General features: G+C 70.1%; 29 protein-coding genes. 21 read left to right on the top strand and 8 right to left on the bottom strand.

Going from position 1 to position 25,366, the window contains the following annotated elements; genetic code table 11:
- The first annotated feature begins 252 nt into the window (after positions 1-252).
- Together TFC3_RS30640 and TFC3_RS30635 are read left to right on the top strand one after the other, a co-directional pair.
- Complete coding sequence (locus tag TFC3_RS30640) at positions 253-696, top strand: MarR family winged helix-turn-helix transcriptional regulator (RefSeq protein WP_082772616.1); 444 nt, start codon at positions 253-255, stop codon at positions 694-696.
- On the top strand, positions 689-2,395 hold the full coding sequence (locus tag TFC3_RS30635; RefSeq protein ID WP_067508962.1) for an MFS transporter: 1,707 nt from the start codon (positions 689-691) through the stop codon (positions 2,393-2,395). The genes TFC3_RS30640 and TFC3_RS30635 overlap by 8 nt, the downstream gene beginning before the upstream one ends.
- Here TFC3_RS30635 and TFC3_RS30630 read toward each other — a convergent pair.
- The gene (locus TFC3_RS30630) at positions 2,382-2,816 is read right to left on the bottom strand and encodes an Lrp/AsnC family transcriptional regulator (protein WP_067508960.1); all 435 of its coding nucleotides are present in this window, start codon (positions 2,814-2,816) and stop codon (positions 2,382-2,384) included. The two genes, TFC3_RS30635 and TFC3_RS30630, sit on opposite strands and share 14 nt — an antisense overlap.
- A gap of 120 nt (positions 2,817-2,936) precedes the next feature.
- Here TFC3_RS30630 and TFC3_RS30625 point away from each other — a divergent pair, with 120 nt between their 5' ends.
- Positions 2,937-3,812, top strand: a complete 876-nt coding sequence (locus TFC3_RS30625; protein WP_067508958.1) for a tryptophan 2,3-dioxygenase — start codon at positions 2,937-2,939, stop codon at positions 3,810-3,812.
- Here TFC3_RS30625 and mshD read toward each other — a convergent pair.
- Positions 3,795-4,682, bottom strand: a complete 888-nt coding sequence (gene mshD, locus TFC3_RS30620; protein ID WP_082772615.1) for a mycothiol synthase — start codon at positions 4,680-4,682, stop codon at positions 3,795-3,797. The two genes, TFC3_RS30625 and mshD, sit on opposite strands and share 18 nt — an antisense overlap.
- A gap of 7 nt (positions 4,683-4,689) precedes the next feature.
- Positions 4,690-5,406 carry a response regulator transcription factor gene (locus TFC3_RS30615; protein WP_067508954.1) on the bottom strand — a complete coding sequence of 239 codons (717 nt, stop codon included), beginning with the start codon at positions 5,404-5,406 and terminating at the stop codon, positions 4,690-4,692.
- A gap of 254 nt (positions 5,407-5,660) precedes the next feature.
- On the opposite strand from TFC3_RS30615, the gene TFC3_RS30610 reads away from it, so the two are divergent.
- The 5 genes from TFC3_RS30610 (at position 5,661) to TFC3_RS30595 (ending at position 8,973) form a co-directional block, all read left to right on the top strand.
- A complete protein-coding gene (locus tag TFC3_RS30610; RefSeq protein ID WP_082772688.1) occupies positions 5,661-6,650 on the top strand; it encodes a hypothetical protein in 990 nt (329 codons plus the stop codon).
- A 58-nt stretch (positions 6,651-6,708) separates the two neighbouring features.
- Positions 6,709-7,497, top strand: coding sequence for a DUF2993 domain-containing protein (locus TFC3_RS30605; protein WP_067508950.1), 789 nt, complete (start codon positions 6,709-6,711; stop codon positions 7,495-7,497).
- Positions 7,498-7,567: 70 nt separating this feature from the next.
- Positions 7,568-7,645 (top strand): Ms5788A family Cys-rich leader peptide, encoded by a 78-nt coding sequence (locus TFC3_RS40575; RefSeq protein ID WP_311772860.1) that lies wholly within the window; start codon positions 7,568-7,570, stop codon positions 7,643-7,645.
- A gap of 142 nt (positions 7,646-7,787) precedes the next feature.
- Positions 7,788-8,636, top strand: a complete 849-nt coding sequence (locus tag TFC3_RS30600) for a sulfurtransferase (protein WP_067508949.1) — start codon at positions 7,788-7,790, stop codon at positions 8,634-8,636.
- Positions 8,637-8,640: 4 nt separating this feature from the next.
- Complete coding sequence (locus tag TFC3_RS30595; protein ID WP_067508947.1) at positions 8,641-8,973, top strand: DUF1416 domain-containing protein; 333 nt, start codon at positions 8,641-8,643, stop codon at positions 8,971-8,973.
- 29 nt (positions 8,974-9,002) lie between these two features.
- Here the strand turns inward: TFC3_RS30595 and TFC3_RS30590 are convergent, their stop codons facing one another.
- Both TFC3_RS30590 and TFC3_RS30585 read right to left on the bottom strand, forming a co-directional pair.
- The gene (locus TFC3_RS30590) at positions 9,003-10,823 is read right to left on the bottom strand and encodes a cell wall metabolism sensor histidine kinase WalK (RefSeq protein WP_067508945.1); all 1,821 of its coding nucleotides are present in this window, start codon (positions 10,821-10,823) and stop codon (positions 9,003-9,005) included.
- Positions 10,820-11,512, bottom strand: coding sequence for a response regulator transcription factor (locus TFC3_RS30585; protein ID WP_067508943.1), 693 nt, complete (start codon positions 11,510-11,512; stop codon positions 10,820-10,822). Before TFC3_RS30585 ends, TFC3_RS30590 begins: the two co-directional genes overlap by 4 nt.
- Positions 11,513-11,603: 91 nt before the next feature.
- On the opposite strand from TFC3_RS30585, the gene TFC3_RS30580 reads away from it, so the two are divergent.
- The 3 genes from TFC3_RS30580 to TFC3_RS30570 are packed head-to-tail and all read left to right on the top strand — an operon-like array spanning position 11,604 to position 14,568.
- Positions 11,604-12,722, top strand: a complete 1,119-nt coding sequence (locus TFC3_RS30580) for a hypothetical protein (protein ID WP_153040545.1) — start codon at positions 11,604-11,606, stop codon at positions 12,720-12,722.
- A gap of 32 nt (positions 12,723-12,754) precedes the next feature.
- Positions 12,755-13,405, top strand: coding sequence for an ABC transporter ATP-binding protein (locus TFC3_RS30575; protein WP_153040607.1), 651 nt, complete (start codon positions 12,755-12,757; stop codon positions 13,403-13,405).
- A complete protein-coding gene (locus tag TFC3_RS30570; RefSeq protein ID WP_067508940.1) occupies positions 13,402-14,568 on the top strand; it encodes an ABC transporter permease in 1,167 nt (388 codons plus the stop codon). The genes TFC3_RS30575 and TFC3_RS30570 overlap by 4 nt, the downstream gene beginning before the upstream one ends.
- A 40-nt stretch (positions 14,569-14,608) precedes the next feature.
- On the opposite strand, the gene TFC3_RS30565 is transcribed toward TFC3_RS30570, so the two are convergent.
- Positions 14,609-15,187 carry a hypothetical protein gene (locus tag TFC3_RS30565; RefSeq protein ID WP_153040544.1) on the bottom strand — a complete coding sequence of 193 codons (579 nt, stop codon included), beginning with the start codon at positions 15,185-15,187 and terminating at the stop codon, positions 14,609-14,611.
- A 116-nt stretch (positions 15,188-15,303) separates the two neighbouring features.
- Here TFC3_RS30565 and TFC3_RS30560 point away from each other — a divergent pair, with 116 nt between their 5' ends.
- The gene (locus TFC3_RS30560; RefSeq protein WP_153040543.1) at positions 15,304-16,230 is read left to right on the top strand and encodes a hypothetical protein; all 927 of its coding nucleotides are present in this window, start codon (positions 15,304-15,306) and stop codon (positions 16,228-16,230) included.
- A gap of 114 nt (positions 16,231-16,344) precedes the next feature.
- On the top strand, positions 16,345-19,155 hold the full coding sequence (locus TFC3_RS30555) for an RICIN domain-containing protein (protein WP_082772686.1): 2,811 nt from the start codon (positions 16,345-16,347) through the stop codon (positions 19,153-19,155).
- Here TFC3_RS30555 and TFC3_RS30550 read toward each other — a convergent pair.
- Complete coding sequence (locus TFC3_RS30550; protein WP_067508936.1) at positions 19,152-19,526, bottom strand: DsrE family protein; 375 nt, start codon at positions 19,524-19,526, stop codon at positions 19,152-19,154. The genes TFC3_RS30555 and TFC3_RS30550 overlap by 4 nt on opposite strands.
- 14 nt (positions 19,527-19,540) lie before the next feature.
- On the opposite strand from TFC3_RS30550, the gene mtfM reads away from it, so the two are divergent.
- The gene (gene mtfM, locus TFC3_RS40245; RefSeq protein ID WP_304438988.1) at positions 19,541-19,645 is read left to right on the top strand and encodes a small membrane protein MtfM; all 105 of its coding nucleotides are present in this window, start codon (positions 19,541-19,543) and stop codon (positions 19,643-19,645) included.
- Positions 19,642-20,244 carry an FABP family protein gene (locus TFC3_RS30545; RefSeq protein ID WP_067508934.1) on the top strand — a complete coding sequence of 201 codons (603 nt, stop codon included), beginning with the start codon at positions 19,642-19,644 and terminating at the stop codon, positions 20,242-20,244. The genes mtfM and TFC3_RS30545 overlap by 4 nt, the downstream gene beginning before the upstream one ends.
- Here the strand turns inward: TFC3_RS30545 and TFC3_RS30540 are convergent.
- On the bottom strand, positions 20,225-20,965 hold the full coding sequence (locus TFC3_RS30540) for an aminotransferase class IV (RefSeq protein ID WP_236718551.1): 741 nt from the start codon (positions 20,963-20,965) through the stop codon (positions 20,225-20,227). The two genes, TFC3_RS30545 and TFC3_RS30540, sit on opposite strands and share 20 nt — an antisense overlap.
- Before the next feature lie 63 nt (positions 20,966-21,028).
- On the opposite strand from TFC3_RS30540, the gene TFC3_RS30535 reads away from it, so the two are divergent.
- The 6 genes from TFC3_RS30535 (at position 21,029) to TFC3_RS30510 (ending at position 25,336) form a co-directional block, all read left to right on the top strand.
- A complete protein-coding gene (locus TFC3_RS30535; protein WP_067508932.1) occupies positions 21,029-21,448 on the top strand; it encodes a Fur family transcriptional regulator in 420 nt (139 codons plus the stop codon).
- Positions 21,448-22,497: a folate-binding protein YgfZ gene (locus TFC3_RS30530; protein WP_067508930.1), complete on the top strand. Its 1,050-nt coding sequence runs from the start codon at positions 21,448-21,450 to the stop codon at positions 22,495-22,497. The genes TFC3_RS30535 and TFC3_RS30530 overlap by 1 nt, the downstream gene beginning before the upstream one ends.
- Before the next feature lie 27 nt (positions 22,498-22,524).
- Positions 22,525-23,358 carry a 3-keto-5-aminohexanoate cleavage protein gene (locus tag TFC3_RS30525; protein ID WP_067508927.1) on the top strand — a complete coding sequence of 278 codons (834 nt, stop codon included), beginning with the start codon at positions 22,525-22,527 and terminating at the stop codon, positions 23,356-23,358.
- Positions 23,355-24,290: an asparaginase gene (locus TFC3_RS30520; RefSeq protein ID WP_067508925.1), complete on the top strand. Its 936-nt coding sequence runs from the start codon at positions 23,355-23,357 to the stop codon at positions 24,288-24,290. Before TFC3_RS30525 ends, TFC3_RS30520 begins: the two co-directional genes overlap by 4 nt.
- A 69-nt stretch (positions 24,291-24,359) precedes the next feature.
- A complete protein-coding gene (locus tag TFC3_RS30515) occupies positions 24,360-24,878 on the top strand; it encodes a helix-turn-helix domain-containing protein (RefSeq protein ID WP_067508923.1) in 519 nt (172 codons plus the stop codon).
- Positions 24,875-25,336 (top strand): hypothetical protein, encoded by a 462-nt coding sequence (locus tag TFC3_RS30510; protein ID WP_067508921.1) that lies wholly within the window; start codon positions 24,875-24,877, stop codon positions 25,334-25,336. The genes TFC3_RS30515 and TFC3_RS30510 overlap by 4 nt, the downstream gene beginning before the upstream one ends.
- Positions 25,337-25,366: the final 30 nt, after the last annotated feature.

Here is a 25,366-nt window from a genome sequence, read left to right as displayed (position 1 = left end):
TGGCTGAGGAAGGGTTGTCCGTTACGTGAACCCCGCGCCCAGTGTCCCTATTTTTCGGCACAAGTCAGGCGGTCGTGATGGCGGCGAGACTTCCGCTTGGCCGTTTCGTGACCCCGGCAGCCGGGGCGGCGTGGTCCACATCACGGCACCTGCGGCTTCGACGCTTCACTGGTGTCTAAGAAGCCGGATTCCCGTCGTTTACGTGGCGGTCACCACGGTGCGCCCTCTCGAAGAACGATGCATAATACAGTTATGGAAAACGAGCTGACAGTGGTGCTGGAGCAGTTGACCCGCCTGGTGCGCCAGCTTGCCACCGCTGGCGAGTTGAGCATGTCGGCGCTGATGTTGCTCGGCAGGCTGGAGCGGGAGGGCCCGCAGCGGCTCACCGAGCTGGCCGTCGGCGAAGGCGTCTCGCAGCCCGGCATGACCCAGCTCGTGGGGCGGCTCGAACGCGACGGCTGGGTCCGCCGCACCACCAGCACCGGCGATCGCCGCGGCGTCCTTGTCGAGGTGACCCCGGCCGGCCGTGAGCTGGTCGGGGTACGCCGCAATCAGCGCGCCGAAGCCCTGAACCACTTGCTCAGCACCCTGCACCCCGAGGACCAGGCCGCCATCGGCCGGGCGCTGCCCGCGCTGACCCGGCTGATCGAGGCCCGCACCAGCGTCACAACCCCCAGGAGCACCACCCATGTCTAACTCCCACGGCCACCAACCGGCCGCCAATCCGTTCAAGCAGCCCCGGGCCGTCTGGGCCGTGGCGTTCGCCTGCGTCATCTCCTTCATGGGCATCGGCCTGGTCGACCCGATCCTGCCGGCCCTGGCCAGCGATCTGCACGCGTCGCCGAGCCAGGTGTCGCTGCTGTTCACCAGCTACCTCGTGGTCACCGCGGTGGCCATGCTGCTGGCCGGCGCGGTCGCCAGCCGGATCGGTCCCAAGCGCACCTTGATCGTCGGCCTGGCCATCATCGTGGTCTTCGCCGCGCTGGCCGGCACCTCCGGCACCGTCGGCCAGATCGTCGGCTTCCGGGCCGGCTGGGGTCTGGGCAACGCGCTGTTCATCGCCACCAGCCTCGCGGTCATCGTGGCGTCGGCGACCAGCGGCTTTGCCGGAGCCATCATCCTGTACGAAACCGCGCTCGGCCTCGGCATCGCCGTCGGCCCGCTGCTCGGCGGCGAGCTGGGCAGCATCAGCTGGCGTGGCCCGTTCTTCGGCGTCGCAGTGCTGATGGCCATCGCCATGCTGGCCACGATCGTGTTCGTCCCGGCGCTGCCCAAACCCGCCAGGCCCACCTCGATCGCCGCGCCGCTCAAGGCGCTGCGCCACCGGGGTCTGCTGACCATGGGCATCATGGCGTTGCTCTACAACTGGGGCTTCTTCACGATGCTCGGCTACGCGCCGTACCCGATGGAACTGGGCGCGCACCAGCTCGGCCTCGTCTTCACCGGCTGGGGTCTGCTCGTCGCGTTGTTCAGCGTGCTTGTCGCACCCCGGCTGCAGGCCCGCTTCGGCACCGCCCCGGTCCTGTACGCCAACATGGCGGCGCTCGCGGTCGTCATGGTCGTCATCGCGGCCGGCGTCACTACGCCGTCCACGGTCATCGCCGCGGTGATCGTCAGCGGCGCGTTCATCGGCATCAACAACACGCTGACCACCCAGGCCGTCATGCTCGTCGCACCGGTCGAGCGCTCGGTGGCCTCCTCCTCGTACGGCTTCGTCCGCTTCATCGGTGGTGGCCTGGCCCCGTTCGCCGCGGGCAAGCTCGCCGACTCGTTCGACCTGAGCATCCCGTTCTACGTCGGCGCGCTGGCGTTCCTGCTGGCCATCCCGGTGCTGGCCAGCGGTCACAAGCTGGTGAAGGCGGCCGAGTCCGGCGACGCCGAGCCGGTGACCTCGCCGTTCGAGCAGGTCGGCCCGGCGCTGGTGGCCGGTGACCGTCCGGTGGTGGTGGCCGTCGGTGACACCGCGGATGCCGATGCGATCGTGGATGCCGCCGCGGTGGTGGCTCGCAACCTGGGCAGCCCGCTCGAGGTGGTCCGGGTCCGGGAGACCGCGGTGGTCGAGGAACTGGCCATCGAGCCGGAGGACCTGGAACATGCGCGGGTGGCCGTACGGAATCATCTCGATCGCCTTGCCGGGCACGGGATTGCGGTGACCGGACAGATCCTGACCAGCGTCGGGGACCACGCCAGCGCCGGTCGGGTCCTCGCTCAGCACGCCGAGGACGTGCATGCCCGCATCGTTGCGGTGGGACGCTCGCCACGCGGACCCGCCGCCCAGTTCGCCGACGGCAGCTTCACCGCCGCCCTCACCCACGCCGCGGCGACCACGGTGCTGTTCCTGCAGCCCGATGAGGAACCTCGCGAGCTGACTGCCGCGGCATTCAGGAAGGCGTGACCGGGCGCCAGGGCAGCGGCGTCGAGAGGATCATGGTGCTGGACGGGGTGCCGTACGACCCCAGCCGGTCCAGCACCTTCTCGAACGCGTCCATCGAGATCGCGGCCACCTTCAGCACACAGCAGGCGTCCCCGGTGACCCGGTCGATCGCCATCACCTCGGGCCACATCGCGACCTCGGGATCGCGGAGCACACAGGTCACCCCGTAACACGACATCCGGACCAGGGCGACCACGTCGCGCCCGGCCTTGGCCAAGTCGACGTGCGCGTGGTACCCGGTCACCACCCCGGTTTCCTCGAAGCGGCGGACCCGCTCGTCGACGGCCGGCGGGGACAGATGGACCCGGCGGGACAGCTCGCTGAAGGACAGCCGCGCGTCGCTCTGCAACTCGCGCAAAATAGCCCAGTCCATGGCATCCAACGGCGTACCTTCCGATCGCAAACCGATCCCGCCAAGGTAGCCGCACGGTGCAGGTGAACGCCGCCGAAGACCGTTGATCCGGCATTCCGAAGACCGGGTGTGCGACGAAATCATGAAGTCATGAACGACTCGGCAATGGTGCGACCGACGACCGCCACGGAACGCGACGAGCGGGCCAGCCAGAACGGTGGCCGGCCCACGCTGGAATTCCGGAAGCGGGTGCCGTACGACACGTATGTGCACGCCAGCACGCTGCACACCCTGCAACAGCCGCTCAGCGGTGACCCGGGGGAGATGTCGTTCCTGGTGGTCAGCCAGATCATGGAGCTGTACTTCGGTCTGCTGCGCCACGAGCTGACCCTGGCGCGTGACCACCTGCGCGGGGACCAGATCTGGGAGTCGCTCGCCCCGCTGCGCCGCGCCGGGCTGCACCTGGAGGGCCTGAACGCGGCCTGGCAGACGCTGCGCTGGATGACCCCGGCCGACTTCAACCGCTTCCGCGACCTGCTCGGCGAGGGCTCGGGCTTCCAGTCGGCGATGTACCGGCAGATCGAGTTCCTGCTCGGGCTCAAGAACGCGGCGCTGATCCGGCCGTTCCGCGGCAGCGAGGCCTACGACGAGCTGACCGCGGCGCTGCACACCCGCAGCCTGTGGGACGAGGTGATCGCGCTGCTGGAGCGGCAGGGCCACGACATCAAGCCCGACCTGCTCGACCGCGATGTCACCACCGACCACGACGCCGACCCGTCGGTGGCCGAGGCGTGGGTGCGCATCTACCGCGATCCCGGCCCGGACAACCACCTGCGGCTGCTGGGCGAGGCGCTGACCGAGCTGGCCGACCGCTTCGGCGACTGGCGTTACCTGCACCTCAAGGCGGTCCGGCGGACCATGGGCGCGAAGACCGGCACCGGCGGGTCGAACGGGCTCGCGTGGCTGCAGCGCAGCATGGACCGGCCGGTGTTCCCCGAGCTGTGGACCTCAAGAACCGATATGTGACGCGGCGCGCTGGTACTGGATGTCGGTGGTGAAGACCTCGAAGCCGAGCCGGCGATAGAGCGAGACCGCTGCCGCGTTGGACTCGTCGACGTAGAGCAGCGCGTCGGCCAGGCCCCGCCCGGCGAGGTGCTGCAGGCCGGCGATGCTGAGCGCGGCCCCCAGGCCCCGGCGGTGACCGGCCGGGTCGACGCCGAGCACGTAGATCTCGCCGATCGCGGGTTCGGTGCCGTCGGCGGGATGCACCTTGGTCCAGTGGAAGCCGAGCAGCCGGTCGTCGGCCGGGTCGACAGCGAGCAGGAAACCGGCCGGGTCGAACCACGGCTCGGCGAAGCGTAGCTGCAGGTCGTCCTCGCTCCACCGGCCCTGCTCGGGGTGGTGCGCGAAGGCCCGGGAGTTGACGTCCAGCCAGGCCTTGTCATCAGCGCCCGGCTCAAACGCACGGACCCGCACGCCATCGGGCAGCGGGACCTCGGGCAGGCCGGTCAGGCTGCGGCGCATCTGCCAGAGCACCCGGGCACGGGTGAAGCCGGCCTGCTCGGCGAACGCGCGGGCGCCGGGCTCGTCGCCGTGGGCCCAGAACTGCAGCTCACCGGGGCCGAGCGCGGCTAGCAGCGCGGTGGCGTGGCCGCGCAGCCGGTGCTGCGGGTGCACGACGAGTTCGCCGGCGGTGCCGTTCAGGTAGGCGTAGCCCGCCAGCTCGTCACCGTCGGTGCAGGCCAGGAAGTGGCGGTGCGTGATGCCGCGCAGGCCGAGCACGCCGTCCTCGGACAGCGGGGCGACACCGTCGGCCTCGTCCGCCGCGGTGGCCAACGCGAACACGTCGGCCACCTGGGCGGGGGTGAGCCGGTCGGTGGACCGGACGGCTGTCACGACCAGCTCAGACCGGCAGCGAGACGGGCTCGTTGTCCGGTAGCTGGCGGCCGTTGGGCGGGGCCACGAACTTGTAGCCGACCTGGCGCACGGTGCCGATCATCGACTCGTATTCCGAGCCGAGCTTGGCGCGCAGGCGTCGCACGTGCACGTCGACCGTGCGGGTGCCGCCGAAGTAGTCGTAGCCCCACACCTCGCGCAGCAACTGGTCGCGGGTGAACACCCGGCCGGGGTGCTGAGCCAGGAACTTGAGCAGCTCGAACTCCTTGTAGGTGAGGTCGAGCGGGCGGCCCTTGAGCTTGGCCGCGTACGTGTCCGGGTCGATGGTGAGTTCACCGGCGCGGATCGAGCCGCCGGCTCCCGAGGTGGCGTTGTTCAGCCGGCCCACACCCAGGCGCAGCCGGGCCTCGACCTCGGCCGGTCCGGCACTGGCCAGAATGACGTCGTCCACTCCCCAGTCGGCGTTGAGCGCGATGAGGCCGGCCTCGGTGACCACGGCGAACAGCGGCACCCCGATGCCCGTGGCGTGCAGCATGCGGCAGGTCGCGCGCGCCTCCGACAGCTCGGAGCGGGCGTCGACGAGCACGGCGTCCGGGCTCGGACCCGACACCAGCGTGCGCACGTCGCGCGGCGCGGTGCGCACCGAGTGGGGCAGCAGGTCCAGCGCGGGCAACACGGCGGAAGGTTCACCGGCGCGGGCCGTCACCAGCAGGAGGATTTCCACACTCACCTCGATCCTCGCGGCGTGGAGCCGCTCAGGTGACCCGGTCTGCACAGCACGTGCCGGCAAGCGGCAGATGCGGGGCATCCGGAGGTCTCGTCCCGGCGTCACCGACGGGTGGGCTGCGAATACCTTAACCGATGCCTTCGCCAACCCACCCCATTGAAGAACACGGAGTGACGCAGTAAACGCTCTGCCACGGGCCGGTCAGGAGCGCGATGCGGACGTTGCGGCCCGGGTCTGGCACCATCGCAGGCGTGTTCCCCACCACTCCGCGAGACAGCGATGCCTGGGACGACGATGTCTCCCGGGAGATCGCACGATCCGCGCCGGGCCGGTCCGCGGCCGGGTTCCATGCCGGTGACCGTTCGGAGGAACACGACCGCGAGGACGAGGAGGACTTCGAGGAAGAAGTTCGATTCGTTCCGGTACGCCGCCAGCTCTCGATCGCCATCGCCGGCTTTGCCGCCCTGCTCGGAGCCGGGCTGATCCTGGGCGCGCAGACCTCGGGCCCGGATGCGCGGTGGCCGTACGCCATCGTGATCTTCGGGGTCCAGGCGCTCTATGTCCTGGCCTTCACCATGGCGATCCGGCCGCCCGCCGCGGGCATCACCGCCGGGGTCTGCGTGGCCGCGGGGGCGGTGGCCGACTACGTCGCGGTGACCACCGAGCCGGCCGGCGTGGTGCGGCTGCTCTACGTGCTCGCCGGCGCCTTCGTGCTGGCCCTGATCGGCCAGACCATCCGAGCGCAGGACCGGCTGCAGCTACGCGATGCGCTCGGCGGCACGTTCGTGGTGGTGCTGGGGGTGATCTCGTTCGCCCTGCTGCTCGTGCTGACCCGCAAGCCGATCGGCACCCAGGCGGTGCTGGTCGGGCTGACCGCGGTGGGCATCGCGGTGCTGCTGGCGCACCTGATCGATGCGATCTGGCCGAAGCCGCGGATCGCCCTCCAGGTGCCGCGCGGCGCGACCGGGGTGGTGGCGGGCGCGATGCTGGGCACGCTGGCCGCCGCCGGGCTGGGCAGCGTGCTGGTGCTGCCGCTGACCCCGGCCAAGGGCGCGATCCTGGGCTTCGTGGCCGCCGGTGTCGCCTCGCTGGTCGATCTCGCGGTCAACTACTCCGAAGCGGGCCGAAGCATGGCCGGCGAGGCACCGACGTTCTGGGTCGCCCGGCACATGCAGGGTCCGCTGGGCGCGTTCTCGCTCTCGCTGCCGATCACCTACATCCTGACCGTCACGCTTCTTTAGTCGTGGCATTGGGCATATAGAGTCGCCAACCCCCGCAGCGGCACGATGAGGAGTCCTGGTGGCTGACGTGTACGGAACGGCCAAGCCGCGCAAACGCCGGGGCCGGCGGGGGCTCATCGTGCTCCTGGTGCTGCTCGTCCTGCTGGCCGCAGGGCTCGTGGTGGCCGACCGGTTCGCCGCCTCGTACGCCGAGCAGACCATCGGCGACCGGGTGTCCGAGCAGTTGACCCGGCAGCAGGCGCATGCCAACGAGCCGGACGTGTCGGTCGAGGGTGTGCCGTTCCTGACCCAGGTCGTCAAGGGGAACTACCAGGAAATCAAAATCCTGCTGGACAACTTCTCCGCCCCGGCCGGCAACAACCAGACGATCAAGATGGCGCAGCTCGACATCCGGGCCAAGGACGTTGACGCGCCGCTGGACACGCTGCGCAGCGGCACCGGCGAGATCACCGCGGGCACGGTGACCGGCACGGGCGCCATCACGTACGCGGATCTGGCCGGGTTGATCGGTCAGGACGGGCTGACCGTCAGCGAGAAGGACGGCAAGCTGGTCGGTGCCGCCCCGGTGCAGGCGCTCGGGCAGACCTTCAACGTCAGCGGGACCGCGACGCTGGAGGTCAAGGACGGCGTGGTGCAGGTGCGCTTCGCCGACGTGACAGCGGCCGGGCTGCCGGACATCCCGCTGGTCCGCAACCTCGTGGACAACTACGTGAAACAACTGTCCTACAACTTGGACGTCCCGGCGCTGCCGCTCAACCTCAAGGTGCAGAAGGTCGAGCCGCGCCCGGAAGGCCTGGTTGTCACCGCCGGTGCGAACAATGTGCCACTGAATTCCGGCGGGCTGTGACGTCCGACTCCATCCCGGATGCTGGTCGGCGGTGTTCCGGGCTCTGGAACCGCTGGTAGGGTCGCTTCCCATGAGCCTGTTGCTCACCAAGAGGCGCGCGGTCGACCTGTGCCGTGTGGCCGCCTGCCTGTGTCGCCCCGTCATCTGACGGGGCCATCCGGCATTTCTTCGCCCGGCAGTGGCGCCGTACGCAAAGCGTGATCCGTATTCCGGGTTGGCGCGCGTGCGACCTCTTTTTGATAGATCCGCGCGCCGGCTCACCATTCCTCACCTGACAAGGGAGCAATCCGATGAGTCGCGATACCGCACTCGTCTCTGCCGACTGGGCCGAGAAGAACCTGGGAACCCCGGGCATTGTGTTCGTCGAGGTCGACGAGGACACCACCGCGTACGACGGTGGGCACATCCCGGGTGCCATCAAGCTCGACTGGAAGACCGACCTGCAGGACCCGGTACGCCGGGACTTCGTCAACCAGGAACAGTTCTCCAAGCTGCTGTCCGAGCGGGGCATCGGCAACGACGACACCGTCATCCTGTACGGCGGCAACAACAACTGGTTCGCCGCCTACGCGTACTGGTACTTCAAGCTCTACGGCCACGAGCAGGTCAAGCTGATCGACGGCGGCCGCAAGAAGTGGGAGCTCGACGCGCGCCCGTACAGCAAGGACGCCGTGCAGCGCCCCGCCACCCAATACCAGGCCAAGGCCCCCGACCTGTCGATCCGCGCCTTCCGCGACGAGGTGGTCGAGGCCATCGGTGTGAAGAACCTGGTCGACGTGCGCAGCCCCGACGAGTTCGCCGGTCGTCTGCTCGCCCCGGCGCACCTGCCGCAGGAGCAGTCGCAGCGTGGCGGTCACATCCCCACCGCGATCAGCGTGCCGTGGAGCAAGGCGGCAAACGAGGACGGCACGTTCAAGTCCGACGAGGACCTCGCCAAGGTCTACGGCGACGCCGGTCTGGACGGCAGCAAAGACACCATCGCCTACTGCCGCATCGGCGAGCGTTCCTCGCACACCTGGTTCGTGCTCAAGGAACTGCTCGGCCAGGAGAACGTGAAGAACTACGACGGTTCCTGGACCGAGTACGGCTCGCTCATCGGCGTGCCGATCGCGCTGGGCGACGAGCCCGGAAAGGCGTGACCCGATGACCACCCCTTCGAACATTGCGGACGGCTGCGCCGCTCCGGACCAGTCGGCGCCCCTCCCCGCCGGCGTCGACCTGCAGAAGGAAACGGTGATCACCGGCATCGTGAAGAACGCCGAGGGTGAGGCGGTGGGCGGCGCGTACGTCCGCCTGCTCGACGCCACCGGCGAGTTCACCGCCGAGGTGGTCACCTCGCCCGAGGGCGTTTTCCGGTTCTTCGCCGCGCCCGGTTCCTGGACGCTGCGGGCCCTGTCGCGCCACGGCAACGGCGACCTCACCGTCGACGCCAACCGCGGCGTCAACGAGGTCGGCCTGAGCGTCGTTGCCGCCTGACCCACGCTCTGTTGAGGCGGGATCCCCGATCAGGGGGTCCCGCCTTGTGCGTGCGGGGACGGAAACCGGACGGTGAAGTCCGTGCCCCGGCCCGGCTCGCTGACCACGTCGATCGTGGCGCCGTGAGCCTCGGCGATCTTGCGGGCGATGGCCAGCCCGAGACCGCTGCCCCCGGTGGCCCGGCTGCGGGATTCGTCGGCGCGCCAGAAGCGGTCGAACAGCTTGGGCAGGTGTTCCGCCGCGATGCCGACGCCGGTGTCGCGTACCCAGATCGATGTCGCGTCGGCACCCACGGTGACCGAACCGCCGGCCGGGGTGTAGCGGATCGCGTTGGACACCAGGTTGCCGACGAGCTGGCGCAGCCGGACCGTGTCGGCCGGCAGCACCGGGTCACCGTCGATCGCCATGGTCAGGCGCACCCCGGCGGCCAGCGCGGTGCTGCGGTGGCTCTCCACCACGTGGGTCAGCACGTCGTACAGGTAGATCGGCTCGGGGTGGATGCGCAGCGTGCCCGCATCGGCGGCGGCTAGGTCGCTCAGGTCGTCGATGATGTGCTGCAGCAGCACGGCCTCCTCGTGCAGCAGCGTCAGCAGTTGGGCATCGGTGGGCGCGAGGTCGTCCTGGGCGGCTTCCAGCCAGCTGCGGATGTTTGACAGCGGTGTCCGCAGCTCGTGGGCCACGTCGCTGACCATGGCCCGGCGTTGCGCCTCGGCCTGGTCGCGGCGCTCGGTCGAGTCATTGAGCGCGCGGGCCAGCCGGCCGATCTCGTCATGGGTGGACACCGCGGCGGGCGCCTGCTGGTCGGCAGCCTCCGTGAGGGCACGCAACGGGCGGACGAGCCGGCGACCGGCCAGCACGGTGACGACGATCGTGGCGAGCAGGACGGCACCCGTCACCGACACGATCCGCACGGTGTTGGCCCGCGACAGCGTGAAGCGGGTCTGATCCGAGCCGGTGCCGGGGTCGGTCACGAACAGCAGGGCGGCCGGGGCGACGTACGGCTGCAGCATCGTTTTCCGGGATTTTTCGATGCAACTGCGGACGCGGGCCGTTCCCTCGGCATTGCTCGGTGAGTACACACCTCGCTGATACGCCTGCACAGTGTCGGGGAGCGGGGATTGGTTCTTCGCCACAAAGAAACTGAGGTCCGGTGCGATCTGCAGGACAAGGTTGTCCTCCAGGTTGAGGCAGGAGGCTGCCATCCGACCGAGTTTTTCCAGCGTCTTCTCCTCGGCAGGGGTGCGCTCGAACGCGCTGGTGCGGCAGTCCAGCGCTTCGTCGCTGGGATCGGGGGTGGTTACGGTGACGGAGAAGCGTCCGGTCGGCAGGGTCTCGATCTTCCCGTCAAGTCCCAGTTTGCGCAGGCAGACCAGCTCAACTTCGGCGGCCTTGCGCAGCGAGGCGCGCTGGTTCACGGGTACGAAAAACGGCCCGGCCGCCCGGCTGTCGATCCGGTCGGTGCCGCCGGTGAGCCCGAGGTCGAGGTTGAGCGGGTCGATCGTGGCGGACGGCCGGGCGGTGCGCAGCGAGGGACCTGTCGCGTCGGTGTCGGCGAGCACGAGCCGGTCCTCGGTCATCAGCGTGATCCGCCGGCCCAGCTTGGCGGCCCGCTCCTGGATCAGCGCCGGCGCCCCGGACCAGTCGGGGTGGGTGGCCGCGTAACCGACGAGCATGTCGTAAACGCCCTTGTCGTCGGTCAGCGATTGACCCTGCTCCTGGCTGATCGCGCGGGTGGCGGTGCGCGCGGCCAGCCAGGCGGTCGCACCGATCGCCGCGATCGCGATCAGCACCGACGTGGCCAGCAGCCGGGTGATGAGGCTGTGCCGCAGCGGTACGCGATTGCGGGTCATGTGCCGGCGGCCAGCTTGTAGCCGACCCCGTAGACCGTGATCAGCTGGGCCGGCCGCTGCGGGTCGACCTCCACCTTGCGGCGCAGGTTCACCACATGGACGTCGATGGTGCGCTCGGTCGAACTGCGGTCGATGCCGCGGGTGTGATGCAGCAACTGCGCGCGGGTGAAGACCCGGTCGGGCTGCTCGGCCATGGCCGCGAGGATGGCGAACTCGCCGCGGGTGCACTCGATGAACGCGCCGTCCACGCTCACCCGATGGCCGACCGGGTCGACGCCGATCCGGCCGATCCGGCGCAGTGCCGAGGGGGCGGCCGGGGTGCCCCGGGAGGCTCGGCGCAGCAGGGTACGTACCCGGGCCATCAGCTCGCGCGGGCTGAACGGCTTGGTCAGATAGTCATCCGCGCCCAGATCCAGCCCGAGCAGCAGGTCCTCCTCGGTGGTGCGGGCGGTCAGCATCAGCACCAGCACGTCGGACTCCTGGCGCAGCGTGCGGCACACCTGCAGACCGTCCAGGCCGGGCATCATCACGTCGAGCACCACCAGGTCGGGCCGCAGCCGCCGAGCCTGGTCGAGCGCCGTGCGCCCGTCGTGCACCACGACCGCCTCGTGCCCCTCGGCGATCAGGTAGCGGCGTACAACCTCCGCCTGCCGCGGGTCGTCGTCCGCCACCAGCACCTGAGCACCCATGGCGGCGATGATAGGACCGCTGTGCGCGTACGACGGAGTCATTCTGCGTTACCTGACATCTTCCTAACGATCTCGCGTGACGCTCATCGGCATGCAACACGACGCCCTGACCGAAGTCCTCCCGCTGGTTCCCGAACCGCCCCGCCGGCGGCGCCGGGTCGTGGGCTGGCTGCTCGCCGTTGTGCTGGCCGGCGCGGCGGTGGCCGGTGGCGTGGTGCTGGTGACCCGGCACCGTGCGGCCGCCAAGCCGAAGCCGGTCGAGGCGGTCGAGGTGGCAACCGCGAAGATCGAGCGCCGCGACCTGTCCACCACCAAGTCGATATCCGGCAGCCTCGGCTACGGCGCTGCCCATCCGCTGGCCGGCCACAGCGAGGCGACGGTGACCTGGCTGCCGTCAGCCGGCGCCACGATCAAGCGTGGCAAACAGCTGTTCCGAGCCGACGACAAGCCAGTGAGCCTGTTCTACGGCAGCATGCCGCTCTATCGGACGATCACCGGCGAGAACCTGCTCGGCCGGGACGTGCGGATCGTGCTGGAGAACCTGCGCGCGCTCGGCTACCGGACCGGCACGCAGCCGTGGGTCAAGGGCCAGAAGGACGGCGAGGCCGTGCTCACCAAGGATTTGATCGCGGCGATCAAACGCTGGCAGACCAACCTCGGCCGACCGGCGAACGGGCAGATCGCGGTCGGCGACATCGAGGTGCTCAGCGGTGCGGTCCGGATCGACGCGGTGTCCGTGCAGCCCGGCGCGCCTGCCAACGGGCCGCTCATGTCGGTCACCTCGACCCGCAAGGTCATCACCGTGGACGCCGAGCCCGCCGACGCCGCAACGATCAAGATGGGCGACCGCGTCACCGTGACCCTGCCCGACGACGGTACGGCAAAAGCCCGCGTCACTTCCGTCAGCCGGATCGTCGCCACCGAGGAAGGAACCAGCGCTCCCAAGATGGCGGTGTCGGTGATCGTCGACGATCCGAAAAAGCTCGCCGAGCTGGACTCCGCCGACGTCCGGGTCGACTTCCCCGGGCGAAGCGCCAAGGATGTGCTCGCCGCGCCGATCGAGGCCCTGGTCGCGCTGGCCGAGGGCGGGTATGCGGTGCAGGCGCCGTCCGGTCTGGTGGCAGTGCAGACCGGGATGTTCGCCGATGGCTGGGTCGAGATCAGGGGCGACGGTCTCGACGAGGGCACGGATCTGGTGGTGTCCTCGTGACCGCCGCCGTGCTTGCCGTTCGCGACGCCGGCATGGTGTATCCGGGCGGCGTGACCGCGCTGGCCGGGGTCAGCCTGCACGTCATGGCCGGCGAGCTGGTCGCGATCGTCGGCCCGTCCGGCTCGGGCAAGTCGACGCTGCTCAACATCATCGGCACGCTGGACCGTCCGACCTCGGGCACGGTGCTGATCTCAGGGCAGGATGTCGCAAAGCTGTCCGACCGCCGTCTGTCCCGGCTGCGCGCCCGGGAGATCGGCTTTGTGTTCCAGCAATTCCACCTCACCGACGGGCTGAGCGCTGCCGAAAATGTCGCGACCGGCCTGCTCTATGCCGGAGTACCCCGCAAGCAGCGTAAGCAGCTCGCTTTGCAGGCCCTGGCCCGCGTCGGCCTCACCCATCGGGCCTGGCACCGGCCGCAGCAGCTCTCCGGCGGCGAACGGCAGCGGGTCGCCATCGCCCGTGCCCTGGTCAACCGCCCGTCGCTGGTGCTGGCCGACGAGCCCACCGGCGCCCTGGACACCGCCACCGGCCAGGCCGTCCTCACGCTGCTGCGCCGCCTCAACGCCGACGGCACCACCATCGCCCTGATCACCCACGACCGGGACATCGCCGCCTCGCTGCCCCGCCAGATCGAGATCCGCGACGGCCGCCTGGTCCGTGACTCCCTGGGGGCAGGGAATTGAGCCCGCGTGACCTCTTCGGCCTGGGATTGATCGGCCTGCGCACACGTCCGGGCCGGGCGGCACTGTCGGCGCTGGGTATTTCGATCGGCATCGCCACCATGATCGTGGTGACCGGCATCCCGGCGTCCAGCCAGGCCGCGCTTCTCAGCGAGCTCACCGCGTTGGGCACCAACACGCTGCAGGCGGCGGCGCTGCCGGACCAGGACCCGCCGGCGCAACTGCCGGAGTCGGCAGTGGGAATGGTCAAGCGCATCGGCCCGGTGACGGCGGCGAGCGCGGTCGCCAACACCCATGCCATCGTACGGCGAAACGACCGCACCGATCGCAACGACGGCAGTGGCCTGACCGTGCTGGCCAGCCGTCTCGATCTGCTGCCGGTCATCAACGCCCGGATCCAGCACGGGAAGTGGCTGGACGAGGCAACTCAGGGGTTCCCGGCCGTGGTGCTCGGCTCGGTAGCCGCGTCCCGCCTCGGGATCACCGGTCTGCCCGCACCGCTCGTCGTCATCGGCGAGCAGAAGTTCAGCGTGATCGGCATCCTGGAAACGACCCCGCTGTCGCCGGACGTCGACCGCTCGGTGCTGGTCGGCTGGGACGCGGCGAAGTCCGTGCTCAAGTTCGACGGCCATCCCACGGTTCTCTACGTGCAGGCTGACGAACCTCACCTTGAGGCCGTACGGGATGTGCTGGCCACCACGATCTCGCCGGAGCGGCCCGGTCAGGTCGTGGTCACCCGGCCGTCGGACGCGCTGGCCGCCAAACGTGCCACCGAAAGCAGCTTCTCGGTGCTGTTCCTGGCGTTGGCCGCGGTGGCGCTGGTCGTCGGCGGGATCGGAGTGGCCAACACGATGGTCGTCTCGGTGCTGGAACGCCGGTCGGAGATCGGTCTGCGCCGGGCACTCGGAGCCACCCGCGGGCAGATCCGGGGCCAGTTCCTCACCGAGTCGGTGGTGCTCGCGACGATCGGTGGCCTGGCTGGCACGACGCTGGGCTCGCTCGCCACCGTCGGGTACGCGGCCTGGCAGGAGTGGCCGCTGGTCATCCCGCTGGAATCCGCGGTAGCCGGGGTGGGCGGTGCCGTGATCATCGGGGTGCTGGCCGGCGTCTATCCCTGCGTACGGGCGAGCCGTCTGACCCCCACTCAGGCGCTGGCGACAGTGTGAAGGCGGCGGCCGGAGCTTCTCGCTGCGGCCGCCGCGTTACTTACTTCTTGGCGGCGACTTCGCGCTCGCAGTCCGGCGCCAGGTCCAGGCCTTTGCTGATCGACTTGGCGTCGTTGTTGTCACCGCCGAAGGCATAGCTCAGCCCGTCCTCGGCTACTTCGACGTACTCGACGCCCTTGTCCTTCAGGCACCTCACCACGTCCCGGGCGAAGTCCTTGGCCTCCGGGTTCGCCGGATCTTTCTCCCAGGGCGGCAGCGGGTAGTACTGCGGCTCACAGATCCGGTTGGCGGCGTCGAACTTGGCCTGCTCCTTCTTCGACGCCGGCCTCGCCGCCCCCGCACCCTTCGCGGCCTGCTCCTTGGAGGCGCCGCCGTTCTCGACAATGCACTTGTTGTACGGCTCAAGCAACGCAAGGAACTCCTCCGACGTGGTGTCGAGGCGTTCGCGGGGCCGTTCCTTGGCGGCCTTCGACGGGGCCGGGGGCGGGCCGGCGCTGGTGAGGGTGGCTACCTGCGCGTCGGACTTGGTGGGCTGATCCGCTTCAGACCCGCACGCGGTAAGCGCGGCCAAGGCGACAGCGGCCACGAACAGGGTTTTCCTTCTCGGTGTGTATTTCACCGCGTCAGCCTGGTCAGCGGACGTTAGGAAGATGTCAGATCGCCTTGATCGCGGGTGGTCCACAGGGCGTTGGACCTGTGGGTGGCTGCGAGCGGTGTCGTGCGAGCATGGCGGGCGTGACCTCGCCCGCCGACCCACCTGCGCAACCATCGCCAGCCGAGCCTGCGCTGCCGTCGGCCGGGCCCGGACAAGCCGGACCGCAACCGGGGCCGTGGCACCTGCCGCCGGAGCCGAAGCGCAAGTGGCGTCCCTGGCTTGTCGCGACTGTCGCGGCTTGGGGGGTGCTGCTGGCCGGGGGCGCGATCTGGGCCGTACGCAATGATCCGCCGACCGTGGCCGAGCAGCGCACCATCGCCGACGCATTGCCGCTGGTCGGGCTCGTTACCGGGGTCGTGGTGCAGGCCGCCGACGCGCCGGATCGGACCGTGGAGATCGGCGCGCTGACCGTTGATCGGGGCTGCTCGATCACGCCGGTGCGGCCGGGCGTTGAGGCGCTGCGCGACGTAACCGTACGGGTGCGCGATGACCAGGTGCCCGGGGCGCTGGATTCGGTGGCTGCCGGCTTGCCCGCGGACTACCGCGCCGAGGTGCGCCACAACGAGGCCAGCACCAGGTTCGCTCTGCACGCCGACGCAGGGAACTTCGTGGGGGTGGACGCGTCGGCCGCGGGCAGCGCCACCGCCTTTACCGTGCAGGTGTCCACCGGGTGCCGCCCCCGCGATGCGAGCATCGACGCCAGCCCGGCGGCCGGGACCGGCACTGCGCCACCGGCGTTCCTTGACGTGCTCAAAGCGCTTGATGTGCAACCGAAGTACACGGTCAACGAGGCGGCGTGCCCGAACGGGAAGACCGCCCGGACGTTTCTGGTCGAGGGCGCGAAGGTTTCTCAGGATCTCGGCTGGGAGTTGGGCGGCGTCACCGGGGGCGCGGTGGTGATCCGGGCCGACGCGCACGAGTGGGGCTATCGGGTCGGCGAGGTGTCGCTGGTGGTGACCGAAAACGATGGGTCGGCGCGGATCAGCGGCACGGTCGGCTGCCGCTGAGGTGACGGGAGGCAACCTATTTACGGCGCTCAATTGGTGTTTTACGCTTCCGTAACAAACGGATTCGCACAGGATCCATCATGAGCGCACGTTGTTGCGCACTTGGAGGCCGCCGTGGAGCGTCGCACCTTTCTTGCCACAACAGCCACCGCCAGCGCAGTCGCGGCCGTTGGAATCAGTGAGCCGGCGTCGGCGGCAACCACCCTGACAGGCAACCGAGCGCCCCTGCACCCCGATGCCTTCCTCCGCCTCCCGCCGGGCTCGACCAGGGCCACCGGCTGGCTCGCCACCCAGCTCACCCACCAGCTCGACGGCATCAACGGCCGGATGACCGAGATCTCGCACTTCCTGGACTACCCGAACACCGGGTGGATCAAGCCGAACCTCGGCGGCTGGGAAGAGGTGCCGTACTGGCTGAAGGGGTTCAGCAGCCTGGGCTACGTCACCGGCGACGCCCGCGTGATCGCCGAGACGCAGCGCTGGATCAACGGCGTGCTCGCCACCCAGGCGGCCGACGGCTACTTCGGTCCGCAGGCGCTGCGCACGAGTTTGAACAACGGCCCCGACCTGTGGCCGCACATGCCGATGCTGCACGCCATCCGCAGCTACCAGGAGTTCACCGGCGACACCCGGATCGTGCCGTTCCTGACCCGCTTCTTCACCTACGTCAACGCCCAGGCGACCAGCGTGTTCTCGCAGAGCTGGGGCAGCTTCCGGTGGGCGGACACCCTCGAAGTGGTGTTCTGGACGTACAACCGGACCGGGGATGCGTTCCTGCTCGACCTGGCCCGCAAGATCCACGCCAACTCGGCGAACTATCTGAACAACCTGCCGTCGCCGCACAACGTGAACCTGGCGCAGGGGTTCAGGGAGCCGGCCGTCTACTCGGTGCTGTCCGGCGACCCGGCGCACCGGCAGGCCAGCTATCAGGACTACGCGACGATCATGACCCGGTACGGGCAGTTCCCCGGCGGTGGTTTCGCCGGTGACGAGAACGCCCGCGAGGGCTTCGGTGACCCGCGGCAGGGCTTCGAGACCTGCGGCATCGTCGAGTTCATGGCCAGCCACGAGATGCTGGCCCGGATCACCGGGGACCCGGTGTGGGCCGATCGCGTCGAGGACCTCGCGTTCAACTCGTTGCCCGCCGCGCTGGACAACGCACAGACCGGCATCCACTACATCACCAGTGCCAACAGCGTCGCGCTGCTGGACCGGCCGGGCACTCAGGGCCAGTTCCAGAACGGGTTTGCGATGCAGGCGTACATGCTGGGCATCGACAACTACCGGTGCTGCCCGCACAACTACGGCATGGGCTGGCCCTACTACGTCGAGGAGATGTGGCTGGCCTCGCCGGACGGGGGCCTGGTGGCGAACCTGCACGGCCCGTCGCGGGTCACGGCCAAGGTCGCGGCCGGTACGGCGGTCACCGTCGCAGCCGAGACGACATACCCGTTCGGGGACACGATCACGTACACGGTGAGCCCGGCGACGGCGGCGACGTTCCCCCTGTATCTGCGGGTTCCGGGCTGGTGTGCCGAGCCGAGTGTCACGGTGAACGGGTCGGCGGTGGCGATTGCGGGCGGGGCGTCGTACGCGAAAATCAGCCGGACCTGGACCAACGGTGACCGGATCGTCCTCAAGCTGCCGATGCGTGCGCGGACCCGGACCTGGACCGGCAACCACGGCTCGGTGTCCGTCGACTTCGGCGCCCTGACCTTCTCGCTCGCGATCACCGAGAACTGGTCCCGCACCGGGGGCACCGACAAATGGCCAACTCAGGAGGTACGTCCAGGTTCCGCTTGGAACTACGGCCTCGACGGCGCGACCAGCTTCGCGGTGACCACCGGGCTGGGCAACCCGGCGGACCCGTTCACCCCGGCCGGCGTACCGGTGAAAATCACCACCCTGGCCCGCAAGATCACCGGCTGGACGGCCGATTCTGATCAGATCGTCACGCCGTTGCAGGACAGCCCGACGCCCTCCAGCGAGCCGGCCGAGACTGTGACCCTGATCCCGATGGGGGCGGCGCGGCTGCGGATCACCTCGTTCCCGGTGATCGGCGCGGGCCGGCCGTGGGTGCCGCTGGGCGTGGCGTTCCGCCTCCAGAACCAGCACAGCGGCAAGGTGCTGGGCGTCGACCAGATGTCGTTGTCCGACAGCGCCCGGGTGGTGCAGTTCGCCGACAGCGGCACTGCCGACCATCTGTGGCAGGTCGTCGACAACGGCGACGGTTATGTGCGGCTGCGCAACGTCAACTCCGGCAAGGTGCTCGGTGTGGACCGGATGTCGGTGGCCGACGAGGCGCAGGTCGTCCAGTTCACTGACAACGGCACCGCCGATCACCTGTGGCAGGTGCTGGACAACGGCAACGGGTACGCCCGCATCCGCAACAAGAACTCCGGCAAGGTGCTCGCGGTCGACGGCATGTCCACGGCCGACTCGGCGAACATCAAGCAGTACGCCGACAACGGCACCGCCGACCACAACTGGCGCCTGATCCCCGACGGCACGGTGAAGCTGCAGGTCACCCACACCGGCAAGGTGCTCGCCATCCAGGACATGTCGCAGGCCAACGGCGCGCAGCTCACCCAGTGGCCGCCGACCGGCACCGCCGACCACGTGTGGCGCTTCGAGGACGCCGGCGCCGGCTACTTCCGGATTCTCAGCAACCTGACCGGCAAGAGCGTGGACGTCAGCGGCGCGGCAACCACCGACGGCGCACGGGTGACCCAGTGGGACTATCTCGGCGGCGCCAACCAGCAGTGGCGGCTGGCGTGGGCCGGGCCGGGGGTGTTCAAGGTGGTCGCGCGGCACAGCGGCAAGCTGCTGGAGGTGTCCGGGCAGTCCACCGCGGACGGCGCGGTCGTCACCCAGTGGGCGGACCTCAACCTCGCCAACCAGAAGTGGCGGATTGTTCCTGGCTAGTAAACGAGTGCTTGGGCGCCGTCGGACATGATCTCTTCGACGAAGACGGCGGCGCCCGCGATCCGGATGCCGGGCAGCACGTCCTCGGGGCCGATCCCGCGCCGGGCCGCGCACTGCGTGCACAGCGTCACCGTGCCGCTGGCCAGCAGCAAGTCGAGCAGGTCGGGCAGCGGTGCGGCGTGCGGCAACTCGAACTCGGCGGCGCGTCCGGGCACCGCGAACCAGGCCGACTCGCCGGTCAGCCAGAACGAGACCCCGACCCCGGCCGTGGCGGCGGTGCCGGCCACGGTGAACGCCTGCGAGCAGCGCTCCGGGGCGTCCGTGCCGGCGGTGACCTTGACGACGAGAAGGCGAGGCATGCCGGTGAGCATAGGATGGGCCGGTCATGGTTACTGAGATCGGGTACGTGAGCCTGCTGGTCGCCGGGATCGGCGCGCTGGCCGGCGGGTTGGGTTATCTGGCGATGCGCATTGCAAGGGGACGCTGGTGAGTTCTGAGACCGAAAGCCCACTGGGTCCGCCGCCCTGGCTGAACGCTCCGCCGGTCGAGCCGTATCCGTACGAGGACACGCACGATCTGCGGTCGGGTCCGGACCTGCACCCGGCGCTGCTGGGCCTGCTGCCGTTCATCGGGCTGTGGCGCGGGCGCGGTCAGGGTGGCTTCCCGTCGGACGAGGACTACAACTTCGCCCAGGAGATCCGGATCAGCCACGACGGCCGGCCGTTCCTGGCCTACGAGTCGCGGATCTGGCTGCTGGACGACGACTCGAAGCCGCTGGGCATGGGCGATCGTGAGGCCGGCTTCTGGCGCCCGGTGCTCAACGCCGACGGCCGCCCCACCGACGAGATGGAGGCGACGCTGACCACGCAGGACGGCGTCATCGAGATCTACGAGGGCGAGGCGCAGGGCACCCGGCTGGAGATGGCGACGGCCGGGGCCGGGCACACCGCCACGGGCCTCGCGGTCACCGGCGGTCACCGGTTGTTCGGCATCGTCGAGGGCGCGCTGCTCTACGCCCACGAGATGTCGGCCGGTGGCGACAAGCTGCGCCCGCACCTGTCGGCCCGGCTCATCCGCGTCGGCGGCTGAACCCGAGAAGTTCGAGCAGGCGCGGCGTCCAGGGTGACGCCGCGCGCTGCTTTCCGTCCAAGGTCCGAGCCTCGGCCAGGCCGCGCAAGGAACTGGCGAGCCAGATCGCGCCGGCCCGGTCCAGCTCCCCGACCGGGATCATCTTTTCCCCGGTACGTAACCCGAGCGCGCCCGCACAGCACATCAGCTGCGCCACCGTCGTTCCAGCCAGGATCCCGGCCCGCTCCGGCGGGACCGTGAACAAGGTGTCGCCTTCCAGCCAGACCAGGCTTGACGTCGGACCCTCCAGGGCGAACCCGTCGCTGGTCAGCCACAGCAGGTCATCGGCACCCTGCTGCTGAGCCCACCGCTTGGCCGCCAGGTTCTCGGCGTACGACAGAGTCTTCGCCCCCGCCAGCGACCAGGGCGGACGCCGGGTCACCCCGAGGTCATGGGTGAGCAGCCGGATCCCGGTGCTCCGCTCGGCGCGGATGCTCTCCGGCACCGCAGCGAGCGTGGCGAACGCGGTGGACGGCGTGACCACCAGCCGTAGCGCGCCGTCCTCGTGGGTGACTCCGGCCGCCAGCTCCGCCACGTTCTCCGGGACCGGGATGCCGAGCAGGGCCGCTGAGCCGGCCAGGCGTTCGAGGTGCCGGTCGAGCAGCCAGGGACCGTCCGGGCGTACGTGCAGGGTCTCGAACACGCCCTCGCCGTACAGCAGGCCGCGATCGGTGACGCTCAACTCACCTGTGCCCAGGATAACTCGCATAGCGGAGGCTACCGTTGCGCGAACTATGCTCGTACCGTGTCCGCCTCAGCCCTTGCCGAGATGCTCCGGGAGCGCGGCCTGCGATTGACCCCGCAGCGCCAGCTGATCCTGGAGGCGGTCCACGACCTCGGCCACGCGACCCCCGAGCAGATCCATCACTCCGTGCGCGAGCGCGCGGCGGGTGTCAACATCACCACGGTCTACCGCACCCTCGAGCTGCTCGAGGAGCTAGGTCTGGTCAGCCACACCCACCTGTCGCACGGCTCGCCGACCTATCACGCAGCGGGCCACGACCAGCACGTCCACCTCGTCTGCCGGGACTGCGGGGCGATCGACGAGGTCGACCCGGCCATCATGCTGCCGGTGACCGACAGGCTGCGAGCCGAGCGCAACTTCCGGGTCGACGTCGGCCACGTGTCGCTTTTCGGCGTCTGCGGCGACTGCAAGGAGCACTGATGACCACCGTTCTCATCGAGGACCTCGAGCCGCAGTCGGCCGACACCGGGGTCGCCGCTCACTACGGCGACCCGATGCGCGAGCAGCGCGTGCTGGACACCGCAGTGGGCCTGGTCGACCGGTCCAACCGCGAGGTCATCGCGGTGCCGGGCGACGAGCGGGCAAGCTGGCTGCACACGCTGACCACCCAGCACCTCAGCGACCTGCGCGCCGGACAGGGCTCGGAGCTGCTCGTGCTCTCCCCGCACGGGCACGTCGAGCAGCACGCGCTGGTGACCGAGGACGGCACCACGGCGTGGCTGGACACCGAGCCCGGCGCCGGGGCCGGCCTGCTCAAATACCTGGAGATGATGCGGTTCTTCACCCGCGTCGAGCCCCGTGCCGCCACCGCCGAGATCGGGGTGTTCTCGCTGGTCGGACCCGAAGCCGCAGCGACCGCCGCGAAGCTGCTCGGGGTGGAGCTGGCCGAGCCGCGCATCTTTGACGTGCCGGGGCCCAAGTTCGCCGCCGGTTCGGTGCCCAGCGAGCCGACCGCCCGCTACGACGTCAAGGCCTTCGAGGGCGGGCTGGCCCGGCGGGTGCCGCTCGGGGTGGACCTGCTGATCCACCGGGACCACGCCATGGAGGTGCTGGCCGGGGTGCCGCGCGCCGGGCTGTGGGCGTACGAGGCGATCCGGGTGGCGCACAAGGTTCCCCGGCTGGGCTGGGAGACCGATCACCGGACCATTCCGGCCGAGGCGGAGTTCCTGGCCCCGGCCGTGCACCTCGACAAGGGTTGCTACCGCGGTCAGGAGACGGTTGCCCGGGTGCATCACCTCGGCCGTCCGCCGCGCCGGTTGGAGCTGCTGCACCTCGACGGGGTGGCGACCGACCAGCCGCCGGCCCAGGGGACGCCGGTCACGCTCGACGGGCGCGAGGTCGGTTTCATCGGTACGGCCGTACGCCACCACGAGCTCGGCATGATCGCGCTCGCGGTGCTCAAGCGCAACGTCGCCGCCGACGCCCGGCTCACGGCCGGCGAGTCGGCCGCGGCCATCGACGCCGGTTAGAGGGCTCGCCGTGGCAGGATCTCGGTTATGACCGGGACCCTGATCACTGTCGCGCCCACCGGCGCGGAGAGCAGCAAGGCGGCCGTACCGGCGCTGCCTGTGACCCTGGACGAGCTCGTGGCCACCGCCAAGGAGTGCGAGGCGCTCGGCGCCGCCATCGTGCACGTCCACATCCGCGACGACCGGGCCGAGCCGACCCTCGACCAGGGCCGGCTGCGCGACACCGTGGCCGCCCTGCGCCAATCCACCGGCCTGATCGTGCAGCTCTCCTCGGGCGGCGCGGTCACCGACCCGGAGGCCGACCGGCTGGCGGTGCTCGACGCCGGTCCGGAGATGGCGTCCTGCACGATGGGCACTGTCAACTTCGGCGACGGGGTGTTCCTCAACCGCTGGGAGTTCATCGTCGACCTGCACACCCGGATGCAGGAGCGCGGCATCGTTCCCGAGTACGAGATCTTCGACCTCGGCCAGCTGACCACGCTGCAGATGCTGCTGGCCAAGCACGGGCTGCCGTACGGCGGGCACGTCCACGTCGACCTGGTGATGGGGGTGCCGGGCGGCATGCCGGGCACCGCTGACGCCCTGGTCGCCTGTCACCGGGTGATCCGGGACCTGCCGGCCGGGACCACGTTCTCGGCCACCGGCATCGGGCGCAGCACCCTGCCGGTCATGCTGGCCTCGCTGGCCGCTGGTGGGCATCTGCGGGTCGGCATGGAGGACACGTTGACGTACGCCAAGGGTCGCGCGGTGGAGTCGAACATGCAGCTGGTGGCCCGGGCTGTCGGGTTCGCCCAGCTCGCCCAGCGCCCGCCGCTGACCACCGCCGAGGCCCGCGAGCTGCTGGGAGTGCCGGTCCGATGATCCTGGCCGAGGTGGTGCGCTCGGGGTTCACCGAGTGCGTGCACGAGGGCTCCGTGGTGGTGCTGGATGCCGCCGGTGCGGTGGTGGCCGAGGCCGGCGACGTGACCGGGCCGGTGTTCCCGCGCTCGGCCAACAAGCCGTTGCAGACGGTCGGGATGCTGCGCAGCGGGCTTCGTACCGGGGAGCCGGCCGACCTGGCCCTGATCAGCGGAAGCCACTACGGCGAGCGGTTCCACGTGGAACGCGTCCGCCGGATCCTGGACACCGCCGGGCTGACCGAGGACGTGCTGCGCTGCGTGGAGTCGTTGCCGCTGCTGGACAGCGAGCGCGACCTGATCCTGCGCGAGGGCGGTGGCCCGTCGCGCATCCTGATGAACTGCTCCGGCAAGCACGCCGGCATGCTCGCCACCTGTGTGCAGGCGGGCTGGCCGCTCGATGACTACCGGGACGCCAAGCACCCGCTGCAACTGGCCATCGCCGAGACGGTCGAGGAACTGGTCGGTGAGCCGATCGCCGTGACCGGCATCGACGGCTGCGGGGCGCCGGTGTTCGCGTTCTCGCTGACCGCCCTGGCCCGCGGCTTCCAGCGGCTGGTGGCTGGGCCGCCTCCCTCGTACGAGCGGCTGGTGGCCGACACCATGCGCGCCGACCCGGAGCTGGTGGCCGGCACGGGCGCCGAGGACACCGTGCTGATGCGCGGCGTGCCCGGCCTGCTGGCCAAGGGCGGAGCTGAGGGTGTCGTCGCGGTGGCCATCCCCGGGGTGGGCGCGGTAGCCCTCAAGATCGCCGATGGCGCGATGCGGGCCCGGATGCCGGTGCTCGTCTCCGGCCTGCGCAAACTCGGCGTCGAGGCGGCCGTGCTGGACGAGCTGGCCGTAGTGCCGGTGCTCGGTGGCGGCGTCCGGGTGGGAGAAGTTCGCTCGGTGTGGTGACCGGCTTCACGCTAACTCTTGCTAGCGAAATGCTTGCAAGAGCTAGCGCTCTCCGGCTACCTTCGGGACATGGCCACCGGCAAGGACCTCCCGCAGGACATCGGATCGTTCATCCGTGACCTGCGGCAGACCGCAAAGATCTCGCTGCGTCAGCTCGCCGACAAGGCGGGTGTCAGCAACCCCTATCTCAGCCAGGTCGAGCGGGGCCTGCGCAAGCCCAGCGCCGAGGTGCTGCAGCAACTGGCCAGCGCGCTGCGGGTGTCGACGCCCGCGATGTATCTGCGCGCCGGCCTGCTCGACGGCGAGGGCGCGCAGGGTGTGCTGGCGGCCATTGCGGTCGATCCCGAGCTGACGATCGCGCAGAAGCAGTCGCTCACCCAGATCTACGAGACGTTCCGCAACGAGAACGCCCGGCAAGCGAGCGAGGCCCCCGGCGCCGGCACCACGGCCGCCGAAGTCTCGCAGGAGGGCGTCCCGGATGAGGACGAGGCCCTGCGCGACGCCATGCAAGACGTCGCTGTCGTGGAAGGTGGCGCAGCTCCCGCTCCGCGCCCCGCCCAGACCACCGAGCCCGAGGAGAAGTCATGACCGAGCAGACCAAGACCCGCATCCCCGCGCCGCTCTACGCCGCGGCCGGCGCCGGTGACCTCGCCTGGCAGGAGCTGCGCAAGCTGCCCGCCGTGGTGAGCCAGCTCAGCGACCGTGCCGTCGCGTCGCTCAAGACCGCGAACGACACCGCCAGCACCACCGCGGGCTCGCTGCGCGAGACCGCTGGCGCCACCGACTTCGGCAAGCTGCGCGACACCGCCGCCACCAGCGCGGTTGCCTTCGCGCAGGTGGCGCAGGAGCGCGCGGCGGCCGTCTACACCTCGCTGGTGGCCCGCGGCGAGCGCGTGGTCGGCACCGGTGTGGTCGAGGCCGCCGACGTGGTGAACGCCGACATGGTCGCCACCGAGGAGCCCAAGGCCGTCGAGGCCGCCACTCCCGAGGCTGTCGCCGCAGCGGCCAAGCCCCGCAAGCGCGTTACGCGCCCCGCCGGCAAGTGATGATCCGCGGGCCTCGGTGCAAGCCGGGGC

The sequence above is a fragment of the Actinoplanes sp. TFC3 genome (genome assembly GCF_001553785.1).
GTDB lineage: Bacteria > Actinomycetota > Actinomycetes > Mycobacteriales > Micromonosporaceae > Actinoplanes.
Note: the sequence above shows the minus strand (reverse complement) of the source record. Positions and strands in the feature narration are given on the sequence as shown.

What these genes read in the sequence shown, in the direction of transcription:
- TFC3_RS30640 (WP_082772616.1), top strand. Translation starts at nt 253, where the DNA reads ATGGAAAACGAGCTGACAGTGGTGCTGGAGCAGTTGACCCGCCTGGTG.
- TFC3_RS30515 (WP_067508923.1), top strand. Translation starts at nt 24,360, where the DNA reads ATGGCCACCGGCAAGGACCTCCCGCAGGACATCGGATCGTTCATCCGT.
- TFC3_RS40575 (WP_311772860.1), top strand. Translation starts at nt 7,568, where the DNA reads ATGAGCCTGTTGCTCACCAAGAGGCGCGCGGTCGACCTGTGCCGTGTG.
- TFC3_RS30510 (WP_067508921.1), top strand. Translation starts at nt 24,875, where the DNA reads ATGACCGAGCAGACCAAGACCCGCATCCCCGCGCCGCTCTACGCCGCG.
- TFC3_RS30600 (WP_067508949.1), top strand. Translation starts at nt 7,788, where the DNA reads ATGAGTCGCGATACCGCACTCGTCTCTGCCGACTGGGCCGAGAAGAAC.
- TFC3_RS30580 (WP_153040545.1), top strand. Translation starts at nt 11,604, where the DNA reads ATGCAACACGACGCCCTGACCGAAGTCCTCCCGCTGGTTCCCGAACCG.
- TFC3_RS30635 (WP_067508962.1), top strand. Translation starts at nt 689, where the DNA reads ATGTCTAACTCCCACGGCCACCAACCGGCCGCCAATCCGTTCAAGCAG.
- TFC3_RS30550 (WP_067508936.1), bottom strand. Translation starts at nt 19,526, where the DNA reads ATGCTCACCGGCATGCCTCGCCTTCTCGTCGTCAAGGTCACCGCCGGC.
- TFC3_RS30625 (WP_067508958.1), top strand. Translation starts at nt 2,937, where the DNA reads ATGAACGACTCGGCAATGGTGCGACCGACGACCGCCACGGAACGCGAC.
- TFC3_RS30590 (WP_067508945.1), bottom strand. Translation starts at nt 10,823, where the DNA reads ATGACCCGCAATCGCGTACCGCTGCGGCACAGCCTCATCACCCGGCTG.
- mtfM (WP_304438988.1), top strand. Translation starts at nt 19,541, where the DNA reads ATGGTTACTGAGATCGGGTACGTGAGCCTGCTGGTCGCCGGGATCGGC.
- TFC3_RS30525 (WP_067508927.1), top strand. Translation starts at nt 22,525, where the DNA reads ATGACCGGGACCCTGATCACTGTCGCGCCCACCGGCGCGGAGAGCAGC.
- TFC3_RS30575 (WP_153040607.1), top strand. Translation starts at nt 12,755, where the DNA reads ATGGTGTATCCGGGCGGCGTGACCGCGCTGGCCGGGGTCAGCCTGCAC.
- TFC3_RS30585 (WP_067508943.1), bottom strand. Translation starts at nt 11,512, where the DNA reads ATGGGTGCTCAGGTGCTGGTGGCGGACGACGACCCGCGGCAGGCGGAG.
- TFC3_RS30520 (WP_067508925.1), top strand. Translation starts at nt 23,355, where the DNA reads ATGATCCTGGCCGAGGTGGTGCGCTCGGGGTTCACCGAGTGCGTGCAC.
- TFC3_RS30530 (WP_067508930.1), top strand. Translation starts at nt 21,448, where the DNA reads ATGACCACCGTTCTCATCGAGGACCTCGAGCCGCAGTCGGCCGACACC.
- TFC3_RS30595 (WP_067508947.1), top strand. Translation starts at nt 8,641, where the DNA reads ATGACCACCCCTTCGAACATTGCGGACGGCTGCGCCGCTCCGGACCAG.